This is a genomic window from Mycobacterium sp., assembly GCF_019247635.1.
In the GTDB taxonomy this organism is placed as follows: Bacteria; Actinomycetota; Actinomycetes; order Mycobacteriales; family Mycobacteriaceae; genus Mycobacterium.
Genome location: NZ_JAFBAR010000075.1, coordinates 13,277 through 38,854, shown reverse-complemented (window position 1 = coordinate 38,854; position 25,578 = coordinate 13,277). Strand labels below are relative to the sequence as shown.

At 62.2% G+C, this 25,578-nt stretch carries 20 protein-coding genes and 2 pseudogenes; 12 read left to right on the top strand and 10 right to left on the bottom strand.

Annotated features, from left to right (window positions below):
- The first annotated feature begins 32 nt into the window (after positions 1 to 32).
- The 3 genes from JO236_RS11180 (at position 33) to JO236_RS11170 (ending at position 3,799) form a co-directional block, all read left to right on the top strand.
- On the top strand, positions 33 to 902 hold the full coding sequence (locus tag JO236_RS11180; RefSeq protein WP_293329561.1) for a mycofactocin-coupled SDR family oxidoreductase: 870 nt from the start codon (positions 33 to 35) through the stop codon (positions 900 to 902).
- Positions 899 to 1,954 (top strand): dihydrodipicolinate synthase, encoded by a 1,056-nt coding sequence (locus JO236_RS11175; RefSeq protein ID WP_293329560.1) that lies wholly within the window; start codon positions 899 to 901, stop codon positions 1,952 to 1,954. Before JO236_RS11180 ends, JO236_RS11175 begins: the two co-directional genes overlap by 4 nt.
- 198 nt (positions 1,955 to 2,152) lie before the next feature.
- Positions 2,153 to 3,799, top strand: coding sequence for a GMC family oxidoreductase (locus JO236_RS11170; RefSeq protein ID WP_293329559.1), 1,647 nt, complete (start codon positions 2,153 to 2,155; stop codon positions 3,797 to 3,799).
- Between the two features lie 131 nt (positions 3,800 to 3,930).
- On the opposite strand, the gene JO236_RS11165 is transcribed toward JO236_RS11170, so the two are convergent.
- The gene (locus tag JO236_RS11165) at positions 3,931 to 5,061 is read right to left on the bottom strand and encodes a spirocyclase AveC family protein (RefSeq protein ID WP_293329558.1); all 1,131 of its coding nucleotides are present in this window, start codon (positions 5,059 to 5,061) and stop codon (positions 3,931 to 3,933) included.
- A gap of 143 nt (positions 5,062 to 5,204) precedes the next feature.
- Between JO236_RS11165 and JO236_RS11160 the strand changes: the two genes are divergently transcribed.
- Entirely contained in the window at positions 5,205 to 5,690 is a 486-nt protein-coding gene (locus tag JO236_RS11160; protein WP_293329557.1) for a MarR family winged helix-turn-helix transcriptional regulator, read from the top strand.
- Positions 5,691 to 5,965: 275 nt separating this feature from the next.
- On the opposite strand, the pseudogene JO236_RS11155 reads toward JO236_RS11160, so the two are convergent.
- Together JO236_RS11155 and JO236_RS11150 are read right to left on the bottom strand one after the other, a co-directional pair.
- Positions 5,966 to 6,439: pseudogene (locus JO236_RS11155) on the bottom strand (IS1634 family transposase); the annotation flags it as partial.
- Between the two features lie 27 nt (positions 6,440 to 6,466).
- Entirely contained in the window at positions 6,467 to 6,718 is a 252-nt protein-coding gene (locus JO236_RS11150; protein WP_293329556.1) for a transposase, read from the bottom strand.
- 423 nt (positions 6,719 to 7,141) lie between these two features.
- Here JO236_RS11150 and JO236_RS11145 point away from each other — a divergent pair, with 423 nt between their 5' ends.
- The 7 genes from JO236_RS11145 to JO236_RS11115 all read left to right on the top strand — a co-directional run bounded on the left by JO236_RS11145 (position 7,142) and on the right by JO236_RS11115 (position 14,607).
- Positions 7,142 to 8,350 carry a cytochrome P450 gene (locus tag JO236_RS11145; RefSeq protein ID WP_416362221.1) on the top strand — a complete coding sequence of 403 codons (1,209 nt, stop codon included), beginning with the start codon at positions 7,142 to 7,144 and terminating at the stop codon, positions 8,348 to 8,350.
- Complete coding sequence (locus JO236_RS11140; RefSeq protein WP_293329555.1) at positions 8,347 to 9,198, top strand: SDR family oxidoreductase; 852 nt, start codon at positions 8,347 to 8,349, stop codon at positions 9,196 to 9,198. Before JO236_RS11145 ends, JO236_RS11140 begins: the two co-directional genes overlap by 4 nt.
- Before the next feature lie 46 nt (positions 9,199 to 9,244).
- The gene (locus JO236_RS11135) at positions 9,245 to 10,099 is read left to right on the top strand and encodes a mycofactocin-coupled SDR family oxidoreductase (RefSeq protein ID WP_293329554.1); all 855 of its coding nucleotides are present in this window, start codon (positions 9,245 to 9,247) and stop codon (positions 10,097 to 10,099) included.
- A 134-nt stretch (positions 10,100 to 10,233) separates the two neighbouring features.
- Positions 10,234 to 11,394 carry a hypothetical protein gene (locus JO236_RS11130; protein WP_293329553.1) on the top strand — a complete coding sequence of 387 codons (1,161 nt, stop codon included), beginning with the start codon at positions 10,234 to 10,236 and terminating at the stop codon, positions 11,392 to 11,394.
- 25 nt (positions 11,395 to 11,419) lie between these two features.
- A complete protein-coding gene (locus tag JO236_RS11125) occupies positions 11,420 to 12,583 on the top strand; it encodes a phosphotransferase family protein (RefSeq protein WP_293329686.1) in 1,164 nt (387 codons plus the stop codon).
- A 55-nt stretch (positions 12,584 to 12,638) separates the two neighbouring features.
- Entirely contained in the window at positions 12,639 to 14,267 is a 1,629-nt protein-coding gene (locus JO236_RS11120) for an acyl-CoA synthetase (protein ID WP_293329684.1), read from the top strand.
- A gap of 13 nt (positions 14,268 to 14,280) precedes the next feature.
- Entirely contained in the window at positions 14,281 to 14,607 is a 327-nt protein-coding gene (locus tag JO236_RS11115) for an aldo/keto reductase (protein WP_293329552.1), read from the top strand.
- Here the strand turns inward: JO236_RS11115 and JO236_RS11110 are convergent.
- The 3 genes from JO236_RS11110 to JO236_RS11100 all read right to left on the bottom strand — a co-directional run bounded on the left by JO236_RS11110 (position 14,595) and on the right by JO236_RS11100 (position 17,893).
- Positions 14,595 to 15,665 carry a phosphotransferase family protein gene (locus JO236_RS11110; RefSeq protein ID WP_293329551.1) on the bottom strand — a complete coding sequence of 357 codons (1,071 nt, stop codon included), beginning with the start codon at positions 15,663 to 15,665 and terminating at the stop codon, positions 14,595 to 14,597. The genes JO236_RS11115 and JO236_RS11110 overlap by 13 nt on opposite strands.
- A gap of 102 nt (positions 15,666 to 15,767) precedes the next feature.
- Positions 15,768 to 16,976, bottom strand: a complete 1,209-nt coding sequence (locus JO236_RS11105; protein ID WP_293329550.1) for an alpha-hydroxy acid oxidase — start codon at positions 16,974 to 16,976, stop codon at positions 15,768 to 15,770.
- A complete protein-coding gene (locus JO236_RS11100) occupies positions 16,973 to 17,893 on the bottom strand; it encodes a cyclase family protein (RefSeq protein ID WP_293329549.1) in 921 nt (306 codons plus the stop codon). Before JO236_RS11100 ends, JO236_RS11105 begins: the two co-directional genes overlap by 4 nt.
- A 77-nt stretch (positions 17,894 to 17,970) precedes the next feature.
- Between JO236_RS11100 and JO236_RS11095 the strand changes: the two genes are divergently transcribed.
- A complete protein-coding gene (locus tag JO236_RS11095; RefSeq protein ID WP_293329548.1) occupies positions 17,971 to 18,522 on the top strand; it encodes a nuclear transport factor 2 family protein in 552 nt (183 codons plus the stop codon).
- Positions 18,523 to 18,726: 204 nt separating this feature from the next.
- Here JO236_RS11095 and JO236_RS11090 read toward each other — a convergent pair.
- The 4 genes and pseudogenes from JO236_RS11090 to dnaB all read right to left on the bottom strand — a co-directional run.
- Positions 18,727 to 19,275, bottom strand: a pseudogene (locus JO236_RS11090) (TetR/AcrR family transcriptional regulator); the annotation flags it as partial.
- Positions 19,276 to 19,278: 3 nt separating this feature from the next.
- Complete coding sequence (locus tag JO236_RS11085) at positions 19,279 to 20,499, bottom strand: cytochrome P450 (protein ID WP_293329547.1); 1,221 nt, start codon at positions 20,497 to 20,499, stop codon at positions 19,279 to 19,281.
- The gene (locus tag JO236_RS11080) at positions 20,499 to 21,320 is read right to left on the bottom strand and encodes a thioesterase family protein (protein ID WP_293329546.1); all 822 of its coding nucleotides are present in this window, start codon (positions 21,318 to 21,320) and stop codon (positions 20,499 to 20,501) included. The genes JO236_RS11085 and JO236_RS11080 overlap by 1 nt, the downstream gene beginning before the upstream one ends.
- 911 nt (positions 21,321 to 22,231) lie before the next feature.
- Positions 22,232 to 25,174, bottom strand: coding sequence for a replicative DNA helicase (gene dnaB / locus JO236_RS11075; protein ID WP_293329545.1), 2,943 nt, complete (start codon positions 25,172 to 25,174; stop codon positions 22,232 to 22,234).
- Between the last annotated feature and the right edge of the window lie 404 nt (positions 25,175 to 25,578).

Here is a 25,578-nt window from a genome sequence, read left to right as displayed (position 1 = left end):
TTAGATTGTGTGAAAACGATCCGACGGAGAACATGAGCAATCGGCTGAGTGGCAAGGTCGCATTCATCACGGGCGCGGCGCGGGGCCAGGGACGCGCGCACGCGGTTCAGATGGCCACCGAGGGCGCCGACATCATCGGTATCGACATCTGCGACCAGATCGAGTCCAACAATTATCCGCTCGCCACTATCGAGGATCTCGAGATGACGTCCAAACTCGTCGAGAACCTCGGTCGGCGCTGCGTCGCCGTCAAGGCGGATGTGCGCGAGCGTGATCAGTTGCGGAAGGCGTTGGACGAAGGGATCTCCGAGCTTTCCCGTCTGGACATCGTGGTCGCCAATGCCGGCATCCTGCCGATGGCTATGGGCGATCCGCTGCCCTCGGATTTCGTCGACGCCACCGACGTCGACCTGCTCGGCGTGATGAACACCGTCGCGGTTGCACTGTCCCGCCTCGGCGACGGCGGGTCGATCATCGTGACCGGATCGACGGCCGGCATGATGCCGGCGACCACGACGAATCCCCTGATGGGTCCGGGCGGGGCCGGGTATGCGTGGGCCAAAAACACTCTGGTCGGGTATGTCGAACAGATGGCACTGCATTTGGCGCCCAAGATGATTCGGGTGAACGCCATCCACCCCACGAACTGCAATACACATCTGCTGCACAACGACGGGCTCTATGCGGTGTTCCGCCCCGATATGAAGAGGCAAAAGCCCACCCGTGCCGATGTAGAGCCGGCCTTCACCCACTTCCAGGCGATGCCGATCCCCTACGTCGAGCCGGAGGACATTGCTAATCTCGCCGTCTTCCTGGCCAGCGACGAGTCGCGTTACGTCACCGGCCAGCAGATCCGAGTGGACGCCGGCGCACTGTTGAAGTTTCCGGACGGGCCGGCATGACGGTCCGGGTGATTCAATGGGCGACCGGCCCCGTCGGGTCGGCGCAACTGCGCGAGGTCATCGACAACCCGGGCCTCGAGCTGGTCGGCGTTTTCGCTTACAGCCCCGCGAAAGTGGGGATCGATGCCGGCACGCTGGTGGGCCGACCGCCGACCGGCGTCACGGTCACAGGCGACAAGTCCGCGATCCTGGCGCTCGACGCCGACGTCGTATTGCATGCCGCGTCGAAGGCCGTCCGCGAGGACACCAACACCGGCGACATCGTCGCGCTGTTGGCGAGCGGCAAGACCGTGATCACCACCACCAGTTACAGCCACCTGGCGACCTACGGCCGCGACGTTGAGCAACGAATCACCAATGCCTGCAAGCAATCGGGAGCGCGATTTCACGCGGCCGGTGAACATCCCGGATTCATGTTCGAGCGTCTCGCCACCACCCTGACCGGACTGTCGCAGCGCGTGCATCGGATCACGGTTTCGGAATTCGTCGACTGCTCGGCGGTCACGGAAAAGGGCATGCTCGTCGACCTGATGGGCATGGGCAACGACCCGGCCGACATGAGCGTTGACGCACCGATGTTCCGGGCAGTCTCGATCCAGTACGAACAGGCGCTGGCGTCGGCCGCCGACGTGCTGCACCTGGGGATCGACGAGATTCGCCCGACCATCGAGACCGCCACCGCCGACCACGATGTGCCGGTCGCGTTCGGCGCCTTGGCCGCCGGTACCGTTGTCGCCCAGAAACTTTCCTGGACGGCCTACCACCGCGGTGCACCGGTGCTGGTCGCCGAGGAATACTGGACGGTCACCCGCGACGTCGTCGACTGGCCCGACCTTCCCGACGAACAGTTCCTGGTACGCATCCGTGTAGAGGGGGCCCCGCCGATCCGGCTGGACCTGACCATCGACAACAGCCCGGTCGATGACCTCGCCGGATCGTCCGGCGGCCAACTCGCGGTGGCCATGACCGGGGTGCGCGCGATTCCCTATGTGCTGCAAGAGCCCCCGGGCATCGTCACGGCGCCGGTGTTCGGCGCTTACCGATGGCGTTGACGGCCGTCCACCAAGCTCACGCTCGGCGCGCCAGATCAAGCTCAGATCCACCGTTGTTCGGATAGGCCCAAGGAACTGCGCATTGTGGGATGGTCTGTGCGAGATCACGCGATGGTGCCTGTCGGTGGACGACTATGTTAACGTCGACAGATACTTCAGATTATGAAATTAATCTGGCGTGGCAACGGAGGTCTTGGGATGGGCAGAGCACGGGTGGCCAAGGATTCCGCCGGGCCGAAGCCTGCTGACTACGTCGTCGTAGGGTCTGGGAGCGCAGGGGCGATCGTGGCCCGGCGGCTGGCCGACACCGGCGCCGCGGTGACCCTGATTGAGTCGGGACGCCAGCGTCGCGGCCCACTGGTCACAGTCCCCGGCATGTGTGGGGCCATCCACGCGGTCACGGCCCTGCAGCGGCTGGTCACCTGGCACGCGTACAGCGTCCCGCAACGACATATGGAGGGCCGCAAGCTTCCTCAGTCTCACGGCCGGGTACTCGGCGGCGGCAGCGTGATCAACGGCATGGCGTTTGTGCGCGGAAATCGGCAGAACTACGACGATTGGGCGGCCGATGGTGCGAAGGGCTGGGGGTTCTCCGAGGTGCTGCCGTCCTTCCGGCGGCTGGAGAGTTTCGAGGACGGTCCCAGCGATCTGCGCGGTGGAGATGGCCCGATCGCAGTAGAACGGGCCGCGGGCCTGGCGAATGTCACCAACAGCTACATGGCCGCGCTGGCGGCGACCGCCGGAGTCGGGATGAACGACGACTATAACGGTGCCCAGCAGGCCGGGGTAGCGCCGATACAGCAGAGCGCCGGCGCTGGCCGCAGAGTGGGCACCGACCGTGGGTATCTGTGGGACGCGCCACCGAATCTGCAGGTGCTCACCGGTGCCACTGCGACCCGGGTGATAGTGGAGGACGGCCGTGCCGCGGGTGCGGAGTTGGTCGTGGGCCGTGACCGGCGACCGATAGGTCCTGCGCGCGCGAGCCGCGAGGTGATCATCAGCGCAGGGGCGCTCGGTTCACCGCGACTTCTGATGCTCTCCGGCATCGGCCCTGCGGCCCACTTGCGTGAGCATGGGATCAAGGTTTTAGCCGACCTGCCGGTCGGTGACAACCTGCACGATCATTTGTTTGTGCCGATGTCCTATCAAGCACTCGGTGGGCGGAGTGCATCACCGCTGAGTTTCGCCGGGGCAGCGGTCCGTGAATGCGTGCGTCCACGGTCAACGTTTCTGGCGCACACTCTGTTCGAGGCCGTAGGTTTCGTCGATAGCGGAGTGCGGACGGGCACCGACGTCCCGGACTTGCAGATGTTTATCCTTCCCATGGGTTATCCCGAGAACCAAGACCAGCCAGGCCTGCACCTGCCAGCTGACTCGTCGTTGTCGTTGACGCTCATGCCGACGATGATTTATCCCGAGAGCCGGGGAACCCTGCGGCTGGCCGGGACAGATCCGTTCACCGCTCCCCTGATCGATCCCAACTATCTGGCCGAACCCCAGGATCTGGCGACCCTGGTCGCCGGCATGCAGCTCGTCCGGGAGACGTTGGCGCACGCAGCGATCACACGGGAGGTCGGTCACGAGGTGTTACCGGGTGCAGACCGGAACGGCGCCGATCTCGCTGAATTTGTCCGTCGAAACGCTTCGGGCGTATATCACCCGGTCGGGACGTGCCGCATGGGTACCGACGAACGCGCGGTCGTCGATCCCGCGCTGCGGGTGCGGGGTGTGGAGGGACTGCGGGTGGCCGATGCATCGATCATGCCGAGCATCGTCGGCGGCAATACGAATGCCGCCTCGATGATGATCGGCGAGCGGGCCGCTGAATTGATCATTCGCGGGTGATGTCGGCCTGCGACAGACGGCCTCGGCAAGGTGGGCGTGGCTGTCCCCACGGGGCCGACCGGTGATAGTAGATGCGAGCATGCCGCACAGGGGTGGCGGTGCGTCGTCGTCTGGTCGGGCCGCCGCCGAGGTCACCGAGGATTGCAGCGTTCGGACTTCACGGCGACGCCTGTCGGTCGGCCTTCGGGTTGCGCGATCTGCCACGAGCTGGCCTTACCGGCGGTGAACGGTGCTGGGGCTCCCTGGGCTTGGTAGTAGCCGTGCGGATCCCAGGTCTTAGCCTGCGGGTACGGCCACGGGCAGGCCACGGTGGACGCGGCACCCGTCGCGCGGGCCAGCCAGAACGCGGAACTGAAGCTGATCATCGCGATATTCAAGACGATCGCCATCACCAAAAAGGTAGCCAGGTTGGGGTGACGAGCATGCAGACGCAATCGCTGGGCAATCTTTTCTGCCTGCGATCTACCGGTGTCGTCGCGATAGAGCAGAACCGACGCAGGGATCATGATGACCGTGATGAGCACGCTAGCCATCAAGAGCGGGAACTGACTGTCCTTGCCCGCATCGACCGTGCCGAATTCGATGGCATGGCTGTAGGTGAGAAACTGCGCACGGGTCAGGAGAATCTCTTGAGCAGCATCCCAGATCACGCCAATCACGAACGTCAACACGGCTATCGATATCAGGGGATGGCCCCAGACGACGGCCTTCGGGTCGCTGCGTCGTTGAACGGCCCGCAGCATCGGCATGGCCAAGAAATAGGGAACCAAGACGTAGGGCGCGTAGACGAACGAAGTCAGCGGTTCGATGATCGGAGAGATATTGAGCCACGGCCAACCCCGGGGAAAGTGCCACAGATCCGGGTTGTAGACCAACCCGATAGCCCAGTTGTTGATCGGGTCCCACCACAACAGTGTGCTGGAGGCAAGGGCCATAAGTACGACCGGATGCCCGGGCCGGCGTCTCCACGCCCGAACCGATGCGACAACGATACCGGCGGCGAGCAGAGCGCCGATAATCTGACCCCAGAAGACCCAGTTGAAGGGGTACAATAGCGGCTCCACCGGAGGCGGCTTGCCTATGCCGTCTGGATTCGCGTTCTCGGGCGACGTTGGTCCGTGCTTCTGCGCGGTCACCAAAACAATCACCGCCAGCCCGGCGACCATCGCCCAGCAGATCAGGGTCTTCCAGGACGTAGTCGCGCGTAAGTGGCCGGTGCGGCTGTCGTCCGTAGCTTCGTGGACACCGCTTAATGGCTTCATGGCACTCCGCGCTGTTGACGCGACCTTGCTGGCGCGTGCGGCGAATCTCGCCTCGCATGAAAACAGTAACTCATAACCTTCAGATAATGAACTATTTGTCGGGAGACGCTGGCAGAAGGCGGGGCGGGGTAACGTGTGGCGTCGTGACCGACGCCATCAGGCCTGCCGACGACGCCGATATCGTCGACTTCCTCGGAGCAGCGATGGACGTCCAACGCATGATTTCGAAACTCACCATGCCGGTGGCCGACAAGTATGCGATCTCTGAACGCGCCCTCGGCATCATTTTTCTGGTCCACGCCGGGTTCGACCGCCCTAGCTCGCTGAGTGAATACCTCAACGTGCTGCCGAGTACGATCACCGCGGATATCGACAAGCTCGCCGGAGCGGATTTGCTGCGACGGGCACCATCGAATGCCGACAAGCGGGTCACTCACATCGAGGTGACGCCACGAGGCGCTGGCGTACAACAGGAGTCGTTGCGTCGGCTGCATGAGTTCTTCCGAGCTAAGGCGGCCAGCGTGGCTCTCGAAGAACTGCATGCCTGCATCGCTACGCTCCGCAAGCTCAGCGGTGTCCCGAAGTCGCCAGTTCCAAATCCGCTGCGGAAGGCTAGCGACGCTCACTGATCGAGATCCGTCACGCCGACGTTCGGAACCCGCGGTTCTAATCATCAGCTTCGGCCGGCTGCAGATTCCCGAAGGGTGTTCAAAGTTCGCTAATAGCTATGACCGAGCGCTGCATTCATGCATGCCGCGGATTCGATTCGCGAAAATGTCAGTGGCGAACACCTCGCGGTTTGAATCATTAAGTGAATCGATTTGGTGCAGTTCAGCATTCGGACGAGCTAGCGCAATGATGTCGTAACGCCACCCGCCCTACAACGCTTCAAACAAGGGACCTTCGGGGCGTGCCCGGCGGCCGCGCGTTGGGCCTTGGCCGATGCCGCGCTGCGTGCGCCGGGCCCGGTCATGGCGGTACTGGTAGTGGATCACCCGATCAGGTATGCCGAGGACCATCTCCGATGACGTTGATGCCACGGCTGGGTGAGCACCAGCCCATCGGGAATCGTCTCACCGGGGTCGTTGTCGCGCCATTCGCGCACCACATCGGGCAGGAACGGAATGCGGGAACCCAGAATGTAGGTGAGCCCGGCTGCGTGCAGCGCTACCTGGTTGGCTTCGGGAATCATGGCCGCATCGGCGACCACAGTGACGTCGGTGAGTTGGTGTGCGGCCTTGAACGCGTTGATCGCCGGCACCATGGTCGTGGTCTCTGCTCTGTTGCCTTCGAACGCCGCGACCATCAGCGGGAAACCCGATGCATCGGTGAATAATCCGAGGGTGATCTGTGGGTCCAGGCGTCGTTCTTTTAGACTTTTGGGTCGTGCTGGTCCCGCAACAGCTCACGGGCCCTTTTCAGGATCGCCACGTCGTTTTTCCAGCTCTCGGATGCGTTTGTTGGCGGCGCTGAGTTCAGTCTGCTCGCCGCGGCTCAACCCCGGCAGATGGCCAGTATCGATCAGATCCTGCCTGCGCCAGGCATAGATGGTCTGATCACTGATACCCAGATCAGACGCGACCTGAGCGACAGGGCGACCGGCGGCCACCAGATCAAGAACCTTGCGGCGGAACTCCTCGGGATAACGCTTCGGCACGGACACGGCTCCTTTGACGGACGTCGTGACCAAAAGTCAAGCAAACCGACTCCGTACAACCCGGGGCACATCACGGACTCCGTCGAAGCCGGGACACATCAAGGAGTCAACCAAACCGGGGCAGTCCCCTGTCGCAGTCATCAGATCGCCGGCCGCCTGTCGCTAGGAATCCATGACTGCCGTGACTCTTCGGCGCTGTGTCCCGCCACAAGCGGCCGTTACATCACGTTTGTCTTTGCAATTCGCTAGGTGCCCATATATCTACGCGGCCAGACAAATGGTCTGTTTTACTTTACACATCGTGTCTTATCTGTCACTGTTGGAGCGAGCGCGACGGCTTGCCACGCGACACAAGGCTTTGAGCATCAATCGTGGATGCAAGCCCAGACGACAACGCTTCGGAAGGATCAATAGTTGGTGGACTTGCTTGACGTTCGGCCTGATATCGACCTGGCTGAAGGAGGCTTCTACGCGGGCCCGTCACGCGCGGCGTATCAGTGGATGCGAACCCATGAGCCGGTGTTCCGCGATCGCAACGGGCAGGCCGGTGCTTCGACGTATCGCGCCGTCATCGAGGCTGAGCGTCAGCCGGAACTGTTCTCAAGTGCGGCCGGCATTCGGCCTGACTATGTGCCGCCTGTCCCCCAAATGATTGACATGGACGACCCCGCCCACCTACGTCGACGCAAGTTGGTCAACACAGGCTTTACGCGCAAGCGGGTTCAAGACCTTAGGGGCTCGATCGACCGAATTTGCGATGACCTCATTGACGCAGTGTGTGAGCGAGGAGAGTGTGATTTCGTCGGCGAAATTGCGGCGCCGCTCCCGATGGCCATCATCGGTGACATGCTCGGGGTCCATCCGCAGCAGCGTGAGGAATTCCTGAAGCACTCCGACGACATGATTGCGGGACTCAGTTCGACGATCTCGGAAGCCGATGCGCGGGTTATGGTTCAAGCATTCATGGCCCTGTCCGAGCTGTTCAAACGCATGATTGCAGCCCGACGCGAACAGCCTGCCGATGACCTGATTAGTGCACTGTGCCATGCCGAAATTGATGGCGAATCCCTGAGCGACGAAGAGATCTTCCAAGAGGCGCTGTTGCTCCTCGTCGGTGGGGATGAGACAACCCGCCACACACTGACCGGCGGTACCGAGCAGCTGTTCCGCCATCTAGATCAGTGGGCTGCACTGCGTGCCGAACCCGATGCACTGTTGCCCAGCGCTGTTGAGGAAATGCTGCGTTGGACCTCTCCGGTGAAGAACATGTGCCGAATCTTGACCGCTGATATTAACTTTCACGGCACAGAGCTGAGGCAGGGCGAGAAGATAATGCTCCTGTTCGAGTCGGCCAACTTCGACGAGCAGCAGTTCGATCAACCGCAGATCTTCGACATTCGGCGGTCACCCAATAACCACTTAGCATTCGGTTTCGGCACACACTTCTGCCTCGGTAATCAACTGGCGCGACTAGAGATCAGTGTCATGATTCGGCGGTTACTGCAGCGACTGCCAGATCTTCGCCTGGCCGCAGACGATCCGTTGCCGATTCGTCCTGCTAACTTTGTGAGCGGTCTGCAAGCCATGCCTGTGGTCTTCACTCCCACGGAGCCGCTGGGGACGCGCCGATGAGTACGAATGAGTCGCTCAACCTTTCTCTCAGCGGCCAAACGTATTTGGTTACCGGGGGTGGCAGCGGCATCGGCAAGGGCGTCGCAGAAGCGATCGTCCATGCGGGCGGCCACGTGGTCATCATCGGACGCACTGCCGCAAAGTTGGCAGCCGCTGCGGCCGACATCGCCGGCGAGGCTTACCCAGACATGGTGAGGTACATCGCTGCCGATGTCACCGACGAACAGCAGGTGTGCGATGTCGTCGAGGAAGCAACCGCTTGGAGCGGGCGCCTCTACGGCGTCGTGCATTCCGCGGGAGGCAACGAGACACTCGCTCCACTGACTCACATGGATTCCGAGGCATGGCTGCGCACCATTGACCTCAACATCAATGGCACGATGTACGCACTCAAGCATTCGGCGCGCGAGATGGTCCGCGGTGGCGGCGGTTCCTTCGTCGCGATCTCATCGATTGCGTCAAGCAACACTCATCGATGGTTCGGCGCCTACGGAGTGAGCAAGGCGGCCGTCGATCACTTAGTGCAAATGGCCGCAGACGAGTTGGGACCATCGTCAGTGCGGGTCAACTCCATTCGGCCCGGCCTCACACGCACAGAACTTCTGGGTCCAGTATTCGCAATGGAGCCGGTGCGCGAGGACTACCGCATCAACACCCCGCTACCACGTTTCGGCGAGGTCGAGGACATCGGCAGCCTTGCCGTCTTCCTGCTTAGCGATGCAGCGAAATGGATTACCGGCCAGTTGATCAACGTCGACGGCGGCATGATGCTGCGCCGTGGACCTGATTTCTCGTCACTCATCGCTCAGATGTACGGACACGACGCCCTACGAGGCGTCGTCAGCTGACCCCAGAACTTGAAGTCAAGGCGAGCACGCAGTTGAGGAGCAATGAATGAACCGACTTAGGGGCAAAGTTGCCCTTGTCACCGGCGCCGGGCGCGGGCAAGGGCGCAGCCATGCTGTACATCTCGCTGACGAAGGCGCCGACATCATCGCGCTGGACATCTGCAGCAATATCGACACCAATTCCTATCCCCTGGCATCGGAAGCGGATTTAGCCGAAACCACTGAGCTGGTAGAAAAGTCCGGTAGACGAGTGATGTCGGCCAAAGTTGATGTTCGGGACCGGACGCAGCTGCAGAAGGAGCTCGATCGAGCGGTCGACGAGCTCGGCGGACTGGATGTGATCGTGGCGAACGCCGCGATCTGTCCGCTTGGTTACGACGTACCGGCACAGGGATTCATTGACGCTTTCGACGTGGATTTCGTGGGCGTAGTCAACACTGTGCACGTCGGCCTGGCCCACCTGAAGTCCGGCGGATCGGTGATCATGACCGGATCGATCGCCGGGCTGCATTCGCAGGCCCGCATCGTCGGCGGTGCGCTGCCGGGCCCAGGCGGAGCCGGCTATGGACTCGCCAAGAAGATGATCGTCGATTATAGCAAGGCACTTGCATTGACCTTGGGGCCCAGCCACATTCGCGTCAACGCCGTGCACCCCACGAATGTCGACACCGACATGCTGCACAACGACAAGATGTATCGGACGTTTCGCCCCGACCTGCCCAGCCCCACCCGCGGAGACGCTGAACTCAGTTTTCCGGTGATGCAGGCGATTCCTGTGCCCTACGTCGATTCCAGTGACATCTCACACGCTGTGGTGTACCTCGCGTCAGACGAATCCCGATATGTCACTGGGCAGCAACTCTTCGTCGACGCCGGAGCCGCACTCAAATTCGAGATCTGACGGGCGGCCCAACGAAGCCGCCCACGCGAATCGCAAGCGCCGTCACGTCCGTTTCCGCACGTGGCTGCGGCAGGCACACGATCGACGAGGCCGCCTGAACGATCCACCAGCACACAGAACAGGATGAGAAGCTAATGGGAATCAGGGATATCGGGCGGCTCCTCGCCGCCGATGAGGGCTTAAATCACCAACTCGTCGACACCTTCGCAACCCTGTCTCAGACCGACCTCGCCTGGACCGAGAAGATCTGGGCGTCCTTCGCTCGCACTGACGGATCTTTGCAGATCGATTTCGGGCTGGGCAAGTATCAGAACCGCGGCATCATCGACAGCTTCGGCGGCGTCTCTCGCGGCAGGGAGCAGTGGACCGTCCGCGCAAGTCGCGAACTAGCCTCGGCTCCTGAACAGATGGCAGTCGGCCCACTCCACTACGAGATTATTGAACCGCTGCGCAAGACGAGGTTCCGTTTGGAGCCCAACGAGGTTCAGCCGGTATCGTTCGACATCGTGTTATCTGGCGTCACCCCGCCGTACTTCGAAGAGCGCAACCTGGTGCGCGATCGCCGCAGCGGCCGTATCGATGTCAACGTCATCCGCTATCACCAAGGCGGGTGGGCATCGGGCACAGTCACTGTGGATGGCGTTACGCATGACATCAATGAGAGCGAATGGTTCGGCTTCCGGGACCACTCTTGGGGCGTACGCCAAGCTATCGGTGAACCGCTGACTGATTTGATCCCGCCTGTGCCGCCACCGCCAGGCGCGAGAGGGGGGATGAAGTGGTCGCCCGCGTTCTTTCAACGACCTGACGGTAGTTATTACGAGACAGCAATTTTCGTGGCGGAAGGTCCGTGGGCCTACAGCTCGGCTTACCTCAACGACGACTCCGGCAATCAAATCGCGGTCAGAAGCGTCGAACCAGACATCACTTACGACGTTCGGAATCGGTTCATCACCGGCGGCCGACTGCATCTGACCATGGAGACTGGCGAGCAACGCACCATTGAGATCGAAGCTCTTGGGCAGACAGGCTTCTTCTTGAAGCCCGGCGGCTACGGCGCATGGTCAGGGCACAAGCACGGATCATGGAAAGGCGCGCTGCACGTCGATGGAGAATACATCGACGATTGCTGGACCCCCGATAATCTCTCTCGGCTCGGCCAGCTGCGAGATACGCCGATCCGGGTCCGTGACGGCGACGCCGTGGGATACGGGATCATGGAGAGCATTCTCGGCGGCGAATGGCCCGAACTGGGTCTGAACGCAGATTCTGATTACACGGTGTCGTACACGTAGCGGCGTGAATAGAGCGACATTGCCCATGAACTCGGACCTGCAAGCCCGCCAGCGACTCAGCGAGTGGCTCAAAACACAACTGCCCGACGAGGACAACGTGCGGATCGACGGTCTCGACCACCTGCAGGTCGGGCATTCGGCCGAAACCATCTCGCTGACCATCGCGAGCGGCGAACCAAACGCCACGAACAGGCGGCGCGTCGTGCTCCGCATGCGTCCGCGACCGCCGGCGCTGCTCGAACCCTATGACCTCACCCGGCAATTCGAAATCCTTGAGGCTCTGCAACGTACACCCGTACGGACGCCGCACCCGCTGTGGCTGGAAGCATCCGGTGACGTGTTGGGACGCCCCTTTTTCGTCATGGAACACCTCGACGGAACGGTCTACGAGTTGACGGCCCCGGAAGGACCCAACGCAACGACCGAGCGCCTTCACGGCATGTGCCAATCCATGGCTGAACAACTCGCCGCGATCCACACGGTCGACCTGCATCGCACCGGGCTCGAGCGCCTCGACAACGGCCAGGATCACCTGCGGCGCGAACTACGGCGTTGGGGAGGCGAACTGCTGCGTGTGCGGCGCGGGCCCCTGCCCGCCCTCGAGTTGCTCATGCACGAGCTGACCAACACCACCCCACCACAGTGCCCGCAGATCACGCTGGTCCACGGCGATCCAAAACCGGGCAACTTCGCCTTCGTCGACGAGAACGTCAGTGCGGTCTTCGACTGGGAACTCACCACGGTCGGCGACCCATTGACCGACATCGGCTGGATGGAACTGCTGTGGATGCAGCCCGTCGGCCTCACAAGTCACCCATCGGCCCCGACCATCGAGCAGTTCCTCGCGATCTACCAAGCCGCCAGCGGCATCACCCTGGCGAATCGTCCTTGGTACCGCGCACTCAACGCGTTCAAGATGGCGGTGATATGTCTCATCGGCGCAAAGCTTCTCGAAGATGGGGTCACCAATGACGAGCGCTTTATCACCAACGCCAGCGGCATTGCGCTCCTCACCGAACTCGGCCTCGCTGACCTCAACATCGACGAACGCCCCGACACCGGCCCGGTCATGCCAAGCGACGAACGAATCGAACAGATCAGGATGCAGGCCGGCGACCCGCTTCGCCGGCAACACACCGAACCGAAGCAGACGCAGCCTGCAGACATGCACCGGCGGCGGCCACGATAAACAACCGGCAACTTCAAACTGAGGACTCAGCTTGACTCCGTCGTCGCAATTCACGATGCCCGCAGTTGCCGATGCGATCTCGGCGAAGATCGGCGCTCGAGACCTCATAGTGCAAGGAGACCGCCACTTTAGCTGCGCTGAGATCAACGACCGGTCCACGCGCCTCGCGTCCTACCTGTCCTCACGTGGCCTCGGCTGCTACACGGAGCGATCGCGCCTGGCCGGGCACGCAGTGGGTCAAGACCTCGTGGGCATATACGCTCATAACGGCAACGAATACGTCGAGGCAATGCTGGCCGCATTCCGGGCCCGGGTCGCCCCATTCAACGTCAACTATCGGTACGTCAACACCGAATTGCGCGATCTCCTCACCGATGCTGGCGCGACCGCGTTGATCTATCACGCCGCCTTCGCATCACGAGTCGCCGAAATCCTGCCAGATCTTCCCGAGCTGCACGTACTGATTCAGATCGCCGACGAGTCCGGCCATGCCCTCATCCCCGGCGCGGTCGACTTTGAATCAGTGATTGCGAGCACTGCAGCCGAACCGCCACCGAGCCAGCCGTCGCCGGACGATCTGTACGTCCTCTACACCGGAGGCACCACCGGCAGACCGAAAGGTGTGCTCTGGCGCCAGCACGACATCTTCATGACATCGTTCGGCGGCCGGAACATGATCACCGGCGAGGTCATGGGCTCTCTCGACGACATCGTCGCGCGGGCGGTCAAAACGGGCGGCGCCAAAACCCTCATCTTGCCTCCGCTGATGCACGGCGCCGCGCAGTGGGCGGCGATGGCCGCGATCACGACCGGACAGACAATGGTGTTCGCCTCCGTCGTCGACCGTCTCGACGCCGCCGATGTCCTCAAAACCATAGAGCGCGAGGGCGTCTCGAGAATGACCGTGGTTGGTGACGCGGTCGCGCGACCCCTGCTCGCAGCGATGAAAACCGGCTCCTACGACCTTTCGTCACTCGTAGCGATTGCCAACGGCGGCGCAATACTGACCCCCTCTATCAAGGGGCAACTGATCCAAGCGGTGCCTGGCGTCGTGATCCTCGACGGGGTCGGATCATCAGAAACCGGTGCCCAGATGCACCACATGTCAACATCGGGCGCCATCTCAACCGGCACCTTCAGGCCGGGCCCCGACACGTGTGTGGCCGCTGAGGACTTGACGTCGATCGTCTCGCCCGGTCATGACGGCATCGGCTGGCTGGCGCAAAAAGGCTATGTCCCACTCGGTTACAAGGGCGACGCTGCGAAAACCGCCGCGACGTTCCCCATCATCGATGGCGTCCGTTATGCCGTGCCCGGAGACCGCGCACGGCATAACGTAGACGGCTCGATCACTTTACTGGGCCGTGACTCGGTCACGATCAACTCGGGCGGGGAAAAGATTTTCGCCGAAGAGGTGGAAACGGCGATCACCTCGCACCCGGCGGTGGCCGACGTCGTGGTAGCCGGTCGACCCAGCACGAAGTGGGGGCAAGAAGTTGTTGCGGTCGTTGCGCTCGCCGACGGCGAATCTGCCGGGCCAGCAGATTTGATTGCTCACGCAGCCAAGTCGATCGCCCGTTACAAGCTCCCGAAGGCGATTCTGTTCCGACCGGCTATTGAACGCAGCCCGTCCGGAAAGGCCGACTACCGTTGGGCTCAAGATCAAGCGAACGGACTAGGTTAGACCAGACGGACAGATGTGCGCGGTGCATCCGATTCGGTGCTGCAATCGGACTACGCCATCTTTTCGCGCGAGAGCGCCAGAGAATCTCGGCGCGAGCGTGTCGATCGGCGAGGAATTGTCCAAACTCGCACGAGGCCAAGCGGTCTTGCCGGCACAGCTCTACTTGGCTTGGCTACTGGCCCAGCGCGATGACGTCGTTCCGATCCCAGGTGCGGGTAGCACAGGCCGGGTAGCCGAGAATCTTGCGGCGGCAGCGCGGTGCTTGGCGCCGGTCGACTTGGCGCGCATCGACAGGATCGCGCCGCAGGGCGGGATCGGTGATCCTCGTCAGCTCAATTGACGGACCAGCTCCAGTGTGCCTAGTTCACGAATAGCCCGGCATCCTCGTTCGATCATGGTCAGCATCATGTCGTCTCCGCGATCGGTGGTCGCTGCAAACGCATAACCGAAGGTCGTGATCAGCGGTGCCTGCAACATGCCGATTCGGTAATCCTGCCAACAGTTTTCGCGAGAGTATTCGGTGACACCGTGGTCGACCAACGCATCAAAGTACAGACCCACCAGCTCCTCCTCGGCCTCGGCCCGGGTGTCGGGGGCCAGGCTGGTCGCCATGAAATAGGAGAGGTCGCGTGCGGGTAGTCCAATCGTCAGCGTCTGCCAGTCCACCACACTGACGCGGGTGCGTTCGGGATCGAAGAGCAGGTTGTCGACCCGGTAGTCGCCGTGAAGCAGACTGAAGCGGTCCGGCGCCAGCAGCAGCCACGCGCCGATAAGGTCCGCTGCCTCGGTCAATGTCGCGCGGTCTGCTTCGGTCATCCTCGCGCCGAGCCCGACAACGGTTGTCTGAGCGGCGGTGCGCGCGACATCGCCAATGCTCTTGGCCAACTCGGCATCTGCCCGGGGCATGGCGGTTCCCGTGAAGGACAGCCACGTAGGGTCGCACCAGCGCGGACCGTGCACACCGGCGAGCGCAGTGACCGCCAAGCGCGCCTCGGCTGCACTGCAGCCGGCAATCTGATCACCCTGCACCGCAGGCGCCAAGTCGGCCATCAGGAGGACGAAATCTGCACCGTTGCGGTCGATGTCACAGTAAAAGCATTGCGGCAGCGGCACTGATAGCGTGTCGGCCACCTCGGCGTAGAAGGCGTGCTCGGCGCGGTATCCCAGCGCAACCCGCTGGCGCACCGTTTCGTCCTGCGACGGCAGCTTCGCGATGAATGAGTCAGACATCCCCGATCGCTCGCCCGCATAGCGAACTGTCAACCGATAAGTGGCGCCGGTCTGACCGGTTCCGACGGCGCTGACAGTCACCTCGGTGATGTCCACGCCCAACACCACCGAGAGCCAGGAGCTGGTCAAGTCCGTGGGGCCAGCGGGAATCGGTGCTGCCTTTGTCATTTCGGTACCTCCTGCCACACGCGTCGTTATCGGGCGGATTGAGTTGGATGTGCGGACCGCTCGTCTAGCGGCGGCAATCTGAGACCGGTATCGAATAGATGATTAGTGCGCCATCGGCGAGCACGGCTGCGCAATCAGCGATTCCGGTTTCAGGTCGTCGAGTTTGGCGACCCCCATGAGCGTCATGGTCTGGCGCAGTTCGGCGGCCAGAATGTCTAGGATGGCCTTGACACCCGCTGCACCGCCCACCGCCAGTCCGTAGATGTAGGGCCTGCCGATCAGGACTGCACGTGCCCCGAGGGCCAGGGCGGTGGCGATGTCGCTGCCGTACCGGATGCCGCCGTCTATTAACACATCGGCGCGATCGCCCACTGCGCCAACAATGCTGGGAAGTGCCGTCAGGCTGGCCGATGCCCCGTTGAGTTGGCGACCGCCGTGGTTCGACACGATGACACCGGTCGCTCCGATGTCGTCGACTGCGCGGACTGCATCTGCAGCCTCCAAAAGCCCCTTGACCAGAAAGGGTCCTTCCCATCGTTCCCGCAACGCTGCGATGTCGGACCATGTCAAATCCGCTCGTACCGCACGGCTTTGCGCCGCGACCGTCTGCACGGCTGCCGCAGCACCGCGCGCCTGGGTGAGATTGCCCATGCTGACGCGGCGGTGGCGAATCAGGCCATACCACCAGCGCGGCCGGATGGCCGCATCGGCGATGCGTCGTGGCGACAAGATCAGGGGGTGGCCCATCCCGGTGCGTCGCTCGCCGGTGCGATTGCCCTGTATCGGCACATCGACGGTGACCACGAGTGTGCGGTAGCCGGCGTCTCGAGCACGGTCGAGTAATGACGCTGACAGCGACGTCGCGGACAGTCCTTTGTCTCCCCAGGGGTAGAGTTGGAACCAGTGGTTGCTGGTCGTTCCTCGCGCGACTTCTTCGAGGGAGTAGGACGCGGCGGTGCTGAGCGTGGCTCGTGTTCCTGCTGCTTCGGCTGCTTGCGCCGCTGCCAGCTCCCCCGACCAGTGCGCTAGTCCGGTCAGGCCGGTAGGCGCCAGAATGACCGGCAGGGAAAGGGTTTCACCGCCGATCGCAGTGGACACGTCCACGGCGTCGATCCCGCAAAGGACGCGCTGGCGCAACCGCCACTGGCTGAAGGCGTCGCGATTGTCACGAAGTGTCCGTTCATCTTCGGCGCCGCCGTCGAGATAGGCCCATACCATGCTGGGTAGCGCCTTTTTCGCCGCGGCGCGGTAATCCTGCACGCTGACCAGTGCAGTGGCGGTTCGCAACCGGTACTGAAATGCTCGGCTCATTTCACCGCGATCGGTGTGGTGGGCGATCCCACGGCATTCGCGATATGCAGCGGGGGCGCCACAAACATGAAGCTCCACACGCCGTCCGCGGCGCAGTCGGCGGCAAGGTCATCGAGCGCCAAGATTTCAGCCAGAGGCATGCCCATGTCGCGAATAACAATGCAGTGGAATGGCATCCGGATGCCAACCGATGTTTCGGGGACGACTTCCACTCCCCAGTTGTCGGACCCGACGCCCGCGACCGATCTGTCATGCAGCCACCGCGCGCATTCGAGAGACAGCCCGGGCTCATGGGTTAGCCAGTCATCGGGACGCCGTTCGGCGGTGAACTTCGTCCGCCATCCGGTCCGTACAAGCAAGAAGTCGCCTTCGCCCACGGTCACGTTTTGGGCCTTCTCAGCGGCGTCCAGTTCCTCGGGGCTGATCGCGTAACCGGATTCGAGCCAGTCCTTGCCATGCAGGCGTGCAATGTCCAAGAGAACGCCTCGCCCGACAACGCGCTCAGTTATCGCATCAATCGCGAGCTTGCGAGCGCCGAAGCGCGTCGAAATCTGTTCGACTGGGTAGCCGTTGTAGAGCAGGCCTCCATAGGCGACGTGTGACAGCCCGTCCCACTGCGTGCCTGACTGCAACGGCATGATGATCCAATCGTCGGAGACCTGCAGCCCATGGGGCTCCCAATCTGCAGGCTGCATCGACATTAAGTGGATGGGATTGAACCTGCCGGCCACGCCGTTCTGGGGTCCTTGGCTCCCGACAGGAATGCTTAGATGGAAGACCTTGCCTGCTCGGACCTGGGCGCCCGCCGCAACGATGTGATGCGGCTTAATGTGGTTCAACGTTCCGATTTGATCCTCGGAACCCCAGCGGTTCCAATTCGACAGATCCGCACCGAGCTGTTCAAAAGCTAACGTCACGCATTACAGATTGACATATGAGTGTCAATATCGGAAGCTCGGGTCTCAAGAGGCGGAGGCATGCTGAGGAGATTGCCGTGAAGGATGATCTTGTCGGGTTGGTCCGAGAACTGGCGGACAAACAACAGATCACCGAAGTGCTCTACCGCATCGCGCGCGGCACTGATCGCGGCGACGTCGACCTGTACGCCTCGGGATTTCACGACGACGGAACCGACTACCATGGCCTGGCCAACGGGCCGGTCCGCAACATTGTGGCCAACCTGGCACGGTCGCCGTTACTGTTGACCCAGCACTCGATCAGCAACGTCCTTATCGACCTCGACGGCGATACGGCCCGCGTCGAGTCGTACTTCACTTCTTTCCACCAGCGTCGCGATGATCGGGATCAACTTCACGACGAGATCGTGCGTGGTCGCTACTGGGATCGATTCGAGCGGCGGGCGGCCTGCTGGAAGATCGCGCGCCGAGTGGTGCTGTGGGATTGGTCGCGAGTGGAACCCTCGGGGCAGAGCTGGTTCGACCAGATTCGCCAGCGATCTGGTGCTGACGACAAGTTCATCTTCGGACGCCGCGACCGCGAAGATATGACCTATACCGACGTTTTGCCCTTCGACGCCGATGAATAGCGGTCAGCCGTTGCCGCTGGCTTGAGACACGCAACGCCAGTGGGTCGGGCTATAGACGGCGATCGCGCCGGCGGCGTCGGTGATTTCGAGAGCGCCGCCCTCACGGATGAGCCAGCGATCGTCGTCAGACAAGATGCGAGTGTTGCCATCAAAGAATTCGACGGTAACCGGGTCTGAGGACAAATAGGTGTCGGTCATGTCGTACAAGCCGACAGCCTCACGCAGCTGCGATAGGAGCTCGTCTGAATCGGTACTAGGTACCAAATAGTGCGACACTGCGACACGGACGGCCGTGGTGGCCTTCAGAGTCGCAGCGGGTCCGGGAATCATTTTCATCAGGCTTTCCACCAACCCCGGTAACGCCGTTTCGGTTTGGGCTATCGCCACCTCGGGCTCGCTGTCGACGAGGTGCGACGGCCAATACTCATGCTGAAACTCTGCGATATACCGCAAGCCTGCATCCAGACGCTCACGGCCGGACAGCCCTTTGGTCGCCGTGGTCATCCCCGCATCAAAGAGTCGACGCTCGTACTTGCCGAACGCGTCGAGCAAGTCTTCCTTCGTCGCGAACCATCGGTACAACGTCGGCCGCGAAACGCCGGCGGTGATGGCAACCTCGGAAATATTGAGCTTGCCGGTCCCACTGCGCCGCAGGACCTCCTTGGTTGCCGCCAGGATGCGCTCAGGCGGCGGGGCCTGGCCGGCATCGCCTGCCTCCACGGCAGACGAAAGATCGCGTGTCTCCTCAGCCATAGGTCAAGAATCCGACCTGACGACGACGCGCATTGGGCCGCGCACGGCGTAATTGGTTCCGTAGTCGACCGAGCCCTCGATGCTCCAGTCACTGATCGCACTGATCCACTCGCTAAGAAAGATCTGAGCCTCCAGCCGGGCGAGGTTCATACCGAGGCAGCTGTGCATGCCAAACGCGAATCCGATGTGGGGAAGGCGCTTCCGATGGATATCGAAGTCCGCCGGCCGCTCCCATCGGTGCGGATCGCGGTTAGCCGCCCCGAGGAGCAATGTGACTCTGTCGCCGTCGGGGATGGTGTGGCCTCCAATGTTCTGCTCCCCCACGGCATCACGGAAGATTGAGTGAGAGATGGTCTCGTGTCGGTGGACTTCTTCGACGGCCGCAGCGACGAGGTTCGGATCAGCGGCGATAGCGTGGCGTTGATCGGGATGCTGCGCAAGTGTCACCAAACACTGGGCCATGAGTTTGGCGGTCGTTTCATTGCCGGCGAAGACAAGTTGGGTGTTGTTGGCAACGATCTCTTGCTCAGTCATGTGCGAGCACGCATATTCGTGTTGCAACATGGCGGCAAGCAGGCCATCGTGGCCGCCCTGCGAGGGGCAACGCTTGGCGCTCAGCTGTGTTCGCAGATAGTCATTGAGTTCGGCGGTGGCAGCCTTACCGTTTGCGATCAGCGCCTGGCCGTGCTCGCCGGGGCTGGTATAGCCCTGCGCCGAGGCACCAATGGCATCGCTCCACGCCGAAAACCGGTCAACCATCGCATCGTCGACCCCGATCATGCGGGCGATGACGAGGGTAGGAATCGCGCGGGTCACCTCCGACACGAGTTCGACCCGGCCGCCTTGGCGGAGGCGTTCGGCGGCAGGGTCAACCTGTTTGCGCACCATCTCGGTGATCAGTGGTCGCCACGACTCCAAGGCCCGCGGACGAAAGTCGTGCGACCAAATTGACCGGATGCCGTCATGGTGGGGGCTGTCGTAGAACTCCATGGTCGGGCCGCCGAAGAGTGCGGCTTGCTCGACGAGACCCCGTTCAGATCCGAATTGTTCGGGGTGAGTAAGCAACTCACGTACGCTCTGGTAGCCGGTCACCATCCAGCGATTGACGGTCGGATTGAACATCACGCCGCCGGCGGCGCGAATCTGTTCGTAGACCTCCCAGGGATGGGCCACGAAGGTGCGATCGGCTGTATCAAAAGCCATCACAGGCTGCCGGTCGGACATCACGCGTCCGCGCCGGCAGGCACTAAGGCGCGCAGCAGCTGACATTGTTGAAGACTGCCGAGCGGTCCTACCTGATCGAACAAGGTGCCGATGGATGTACCGACGCCGTCGGATCCGAAATCGCAATGGGACCGGATGCCGATCCAGGGCCCGTGTGGTAGTCGATGCAGGTGCACGGTGAGGTCGGTATTCATGTAACTCCAGCGGCGGACGTCAAGGTTTGATCCCATGCCATTGGCTGCGTCGGCGACGGCGAACAGACCCTGCAGCGGAGTCATCTCTTCGCCAGCCACCAGATCGACGATCGGTCTGATCCACGCTTCGCCCGGGACGTCACGTACAGCGTCGTTGATCCATCGCCAGTCGATGCTATGCAAGTAGTTACGCTCCCAGTTCGACGGGTCGCGCGCCGTGGACGCGCTCAGTGATGCCAACATCGGTTCAGCTGCGAAGGCCACCGAGGTGCTGTCACTGCACTGCAACCGCCAGCCAGTGGCCCGAGCCGCCACTCGTTGCGCGCCGCGGTGGTCGGCAGCCAATAGTTCTGCAACGACCAACTCGATCTTGATGCCCGGCCGCTCGACCCTCGCCCTGACCCGCAGATCACCCTGTGCCGGAATCGGGCCCAGCAGATCAATCACCACGCGGCCTAACCGAGCATCGTCACGACTGGCGCATCGCTCCAGTGCACGAACGAGTAACGCTGACACCGGAGCCGCGTTCTGGATCTCGCGTGCCCACGTGCTGATCACCAGATCGGTGGCGCGGAACGTCTCGGCGTTGTCGTCCGCGTCAACGAACTCGTAGTAAGCGTCGGCCACCGCTAAAATCCCTGCGTCTTTACAGTATATCGGTCCATTGATATGCGTTTACTGGGCCTTTGTCAATACACGGGTCGACGCCGCCTGTCATACTTTACAGTCCATTCTGGTGTCGCAGGTCCGTCTACGGTTCGGGAAATCGGTCCTAAGTACGTATCATCGCCACCGCGGACATGACACTTCGAGCGCCACGATCGCAGCCGGGATGCGAGCACTGGCCGGGTATCCCGATCAGTTCGCTAGGCTCAAATCCGATCCGACGCTGTTGGCGTTCGCGACAGAAGAGACGATTCGCTGGGTCACTCCCGTCAAGGCATTCATGCGGATCGTGGCGGCAACGACGACGATTCGAGACGTCGCGATCGCCGCTGGGAGTCCTTTGATGTCGTACGCGTCGGCCAACCGGGACGAGGACGTGTTCGACAAATCCCAATCAGTTTCGCGTCTGGCAAAATCCGACCAAGCACATTGCCTTCGCGCACGGCGTCCAATTCTGCCTAGGCGCCACGTTGGCTCGCACGGAAGTAACCAGCCTTTATCGCATTGCGCTCCCACGCCCGGAGTCGGTATCGCTTGCCACCGAGCCGCAGATATCGCCACGACGTTTGTCGGTGGTCTCAAGCACGTGCCCATCAAATTTCAGATGACTTAGCGAGACTGCGCACAACGGTCGAATCGATCGTCGGCGTGGAATGGATGTCACTGCACCGGAAGCGTAATCCACCCGGACTGGGAATCGACGGCGGGTAACGGAGGCACTCACATCGGCGGCCGGATTCAATAATTATTCAAATGGCCTGTTGAGTCCGATCAGAACAGCCAATGCGCAGTGCGGAAAATTAGTGGGACTAACCACGTTGTCAAACAATCAGTGCCTGTTTGTCAATCTTCGTTGCATCTCGACATCGCAGTCACCGCGCCATGTTGGCGAAGCGCGACAGGTGCAATTGATGCGCGACGGTGACGGTCTTAGTCGGGCCGTTACGATGTTTGGCGAGAATGAAATCCGCCTCTCCCCCACGCGGATCGTCGCGCTCGAACGCATCCGGCCGGTGCAGCAGGATGACGACGTCGGCATCTTGTTCCAAAGAATTATGCGCCGCGACGCCGTTGGCGACGAAATTGTGTGTGCCGCTTACGGTCCCGTCATAGACGTCCTGCTCTCCAAGGCTCGTAATCTCGACCACCGTGTCCCAGTACACATCGCTGGTTGCCAACGCATGAACCTCACGATCGTGGAGTGGCGCCGCGGCGCGATGTAGCCTCGACCGATTCGGCGAGTGGGTGTCCATGGCTGAAGCAAACTGCTTGCGCACCACGCTTTCGAGATGAGACAGCACTTCTTGTGCCGCTGCCGATTTCACGCCGTAGACTCCGACATGCCTAAGGAACCTGGCCTGATTCTCCGCACCGTAGATGACTAAGTGCCACGAGTCACGATAACCAAACTTCGGTGCGCGCTTGATCTGCGCAAAGACGCCAACTCGCAGCAGCAATTGGGCAACGTCGTCGATGAGATGTCGACTGGTCGACGCGTAGTAGATACGCCCTCGTCCGAACTCGGCATCCCAGCAGACAGAACCACCGGTCGCCCAAAGGTGGCGGAGTAATAATGCCACCTGGTCGTTGGGCGCACGGAAAATGGCTTCCGGCACAAACTTTTCGTAACTCTGCTTCCCGAACAGGCCCAGGCCGTCGAGCCACGCTGGTGTCGGCAACCGCAGTGTCGTCACTCGTGCTGCAGACTGCTCGTCTCGAATCGCCGTCACACCGAAATGCGCTGCCGAGGTCGCTGCAACCTGGTTCGCCTCGTCGACGGAGGCAGACGGGACAGGTTGCCTTTTGACACACGAACCGTCGCCGACCGTGTGGGCGAGCAGAATAACCTCAGAATCGTCCATCCGCTCCGTGTCAACAGGCTCTGGAACCCGCCTCGGTGATGCGATCCGATCGCCAATCTTCAACTCCTCCAAGGCAGTCCAGCCTTCGAGCTTCATGAAGGGATGGTTTCCGGTGGCCTCAACCTCGCGGCCTGAGGACAGCCGCAGTCTGAACACCTCCTTGCGACCGCTCGGGAAGACATTGGTCATCGGCCGGGCGACCATGCGCAGCCTGTCGTCCAGCGACCACACCAGCGGTCGCTCGCCGGTTCGCATGAGCTCACCGAACGTGACCTCGGCACCGGTGTCGGCGCGCAGGATTCGCGTAGCGGCGGTCAAACATCCCGATTCGCGAAGGTCGGCCAACATCGGCTTCTTGTCGGTGCGCTGCTCAGGACCGCGGTTCAACTGGCTGATCGCGACGACCGGAACCTCAAGTTCTTTGGCCAAAAGCTTGAGGTGACGCGAGAATTCGGATACCTCCACCTGGCGTGACTCGTGCTTTTTGCCCGACGTCATCAGCTGCATGTAGTCGATCACGACCAGCCGCAGGTTGGCCTTCTGCCGCAGCCGCCGCGCCTTGGCGCGAATCTCCATCATGGTCAGGTTGGGCGAGTCGTCGATAAACAGCGGGGCTTCGCTGATTTCGCTCATCCGCCGCGCCAACCGCGTCCAGTCATCGTCGCTCATGCGGCCCGAACGCATATCGGAGAGCTTGATTTTCGCCTCCGCCGACAGCAGCCGCATCACGATCTCGGACTTGCTCATTTCCAGCGAGAAGATGACGCTGGCTAAGCGGTGCTTGATCGAGCATGAGCGCATGAAGTCCAGCCCCAAGGTGGAGTTGTGCGTCGGCACCATCCCGCGGCCAGCCAGGTAGAGATGCGCGGAATTGTCCACCTGCACGCAGCGCACCGGAACACTGTCTACCCGGCGCACCGCGTCGATCTGCAGCACCGGCGTCAACAGGGCCGTCCTGGTACCGTGCTCGGCACAGCGCGTCGACCCAGCGCCGGCAATAGTGTCCCAACCACACCGCAGCTGAGCCGAGGTCCGGACGCCTCGGGTCGTCGGCCACTGGTGCGCGGCGTCGGCGACAACAACTGTCCCGTCAGAGAACTCCACCGCATAGCACGGCCGCCCCAGCATCACGTCCGTGGCCGCCACGACCCGTGTCGGCAGCCCATCGGCGCCAAGCAACTGATCGCCGACCGCAACGTCACCCATGGTCGTCCAACCGGTCGGCGTCGGAAGCGGGGTGTCCAACGCCAGCGCCTTGCCCACCCCCGGGCGGGCGGCGACGATGATCATTTGGCCCGGGTGCAGCCCGTTGGTCACCTCGTCGAGTTCGGTGAACCCGGTGGGCACACCGCGAGCCAGGCCGCCGTTAGAGGCGATGGCGTCGATCTCGTCCATCGTCGGCTGCAGCAGATCCTCCAGCGCGACGAAATCCTCGGAGAGCCGGCGGTCGGCGACATCGTAAATTTCGGCCTGCGCGCGGTCCACCACCTCGGCCACGTCGGCACCCTCGGCGCCCGCATAGCCGTACTGCACGACCCGCGTTCCAGCCTCCACCAGCCGGCGCAGGAGCGCTTTCTCGGCGACGATGCCCGCGTAGTAGCCGGCGTTGGCTGCCGTTGGCACCGTCGAGATCAGGGTGTGCAGGTAGGGCGCGCCGCCGATCCGGCGCAGCAGTCCGCGGCGGTCCAGTTCTGCGGCCACCGTGACCGCATCCGCCGGCTCCCCCCGCCCGTACAGATCGAGGATGGCGTCGTAGACGTTTTGGTGGGCCGGGCGATAGAAGTCCCCGGGCCGCAGGCGTTCCAGCACGTCGGCGATGGCGTCCTTGCTCAGCAGCATGCCGCCAAGAACCGATTGCTCGGCGGCGAGATCCTGAGGCGGCTGACGGCCGAAGTCTTCACTGGGCGGCGGGGCGTCCATTCCGGAATGCGACAGGTCGTCAACGACCGCCACGGGCTATCACCTCCTCCGACACCACGACCCGAACATACATTCGACGACCGACATCCAGAGCGTCGGCCAAGGCACTCACTGTGGCTCCCACCCGTCGCACCCCGTTTCCTCTCCTGCCGGGACGCTAAACGTTGCTGGCGAGTCCTCCAAGGGGGTGCTGTTCATGAAGCTGTGGAGCGCGTGTGCATACGCGACGACACCTGTGTTGAGCGGGTTGTGGAAAACCTGTGGATTAGTCCCCGGCGTGCCGCCATCCCTGCAGATTAACGCCGTTCACAGCGGCATTTTCGGTGTGGAAAAGAATCTCTTCGGCGTGTCGCGTGAGGTTACTGTCCCGGGCGTGTTGGCTTTCGGCCACATTTTCGCTGCGTTAAGGGGCGGTAACGCGGTGTGTCCGGAGGGGC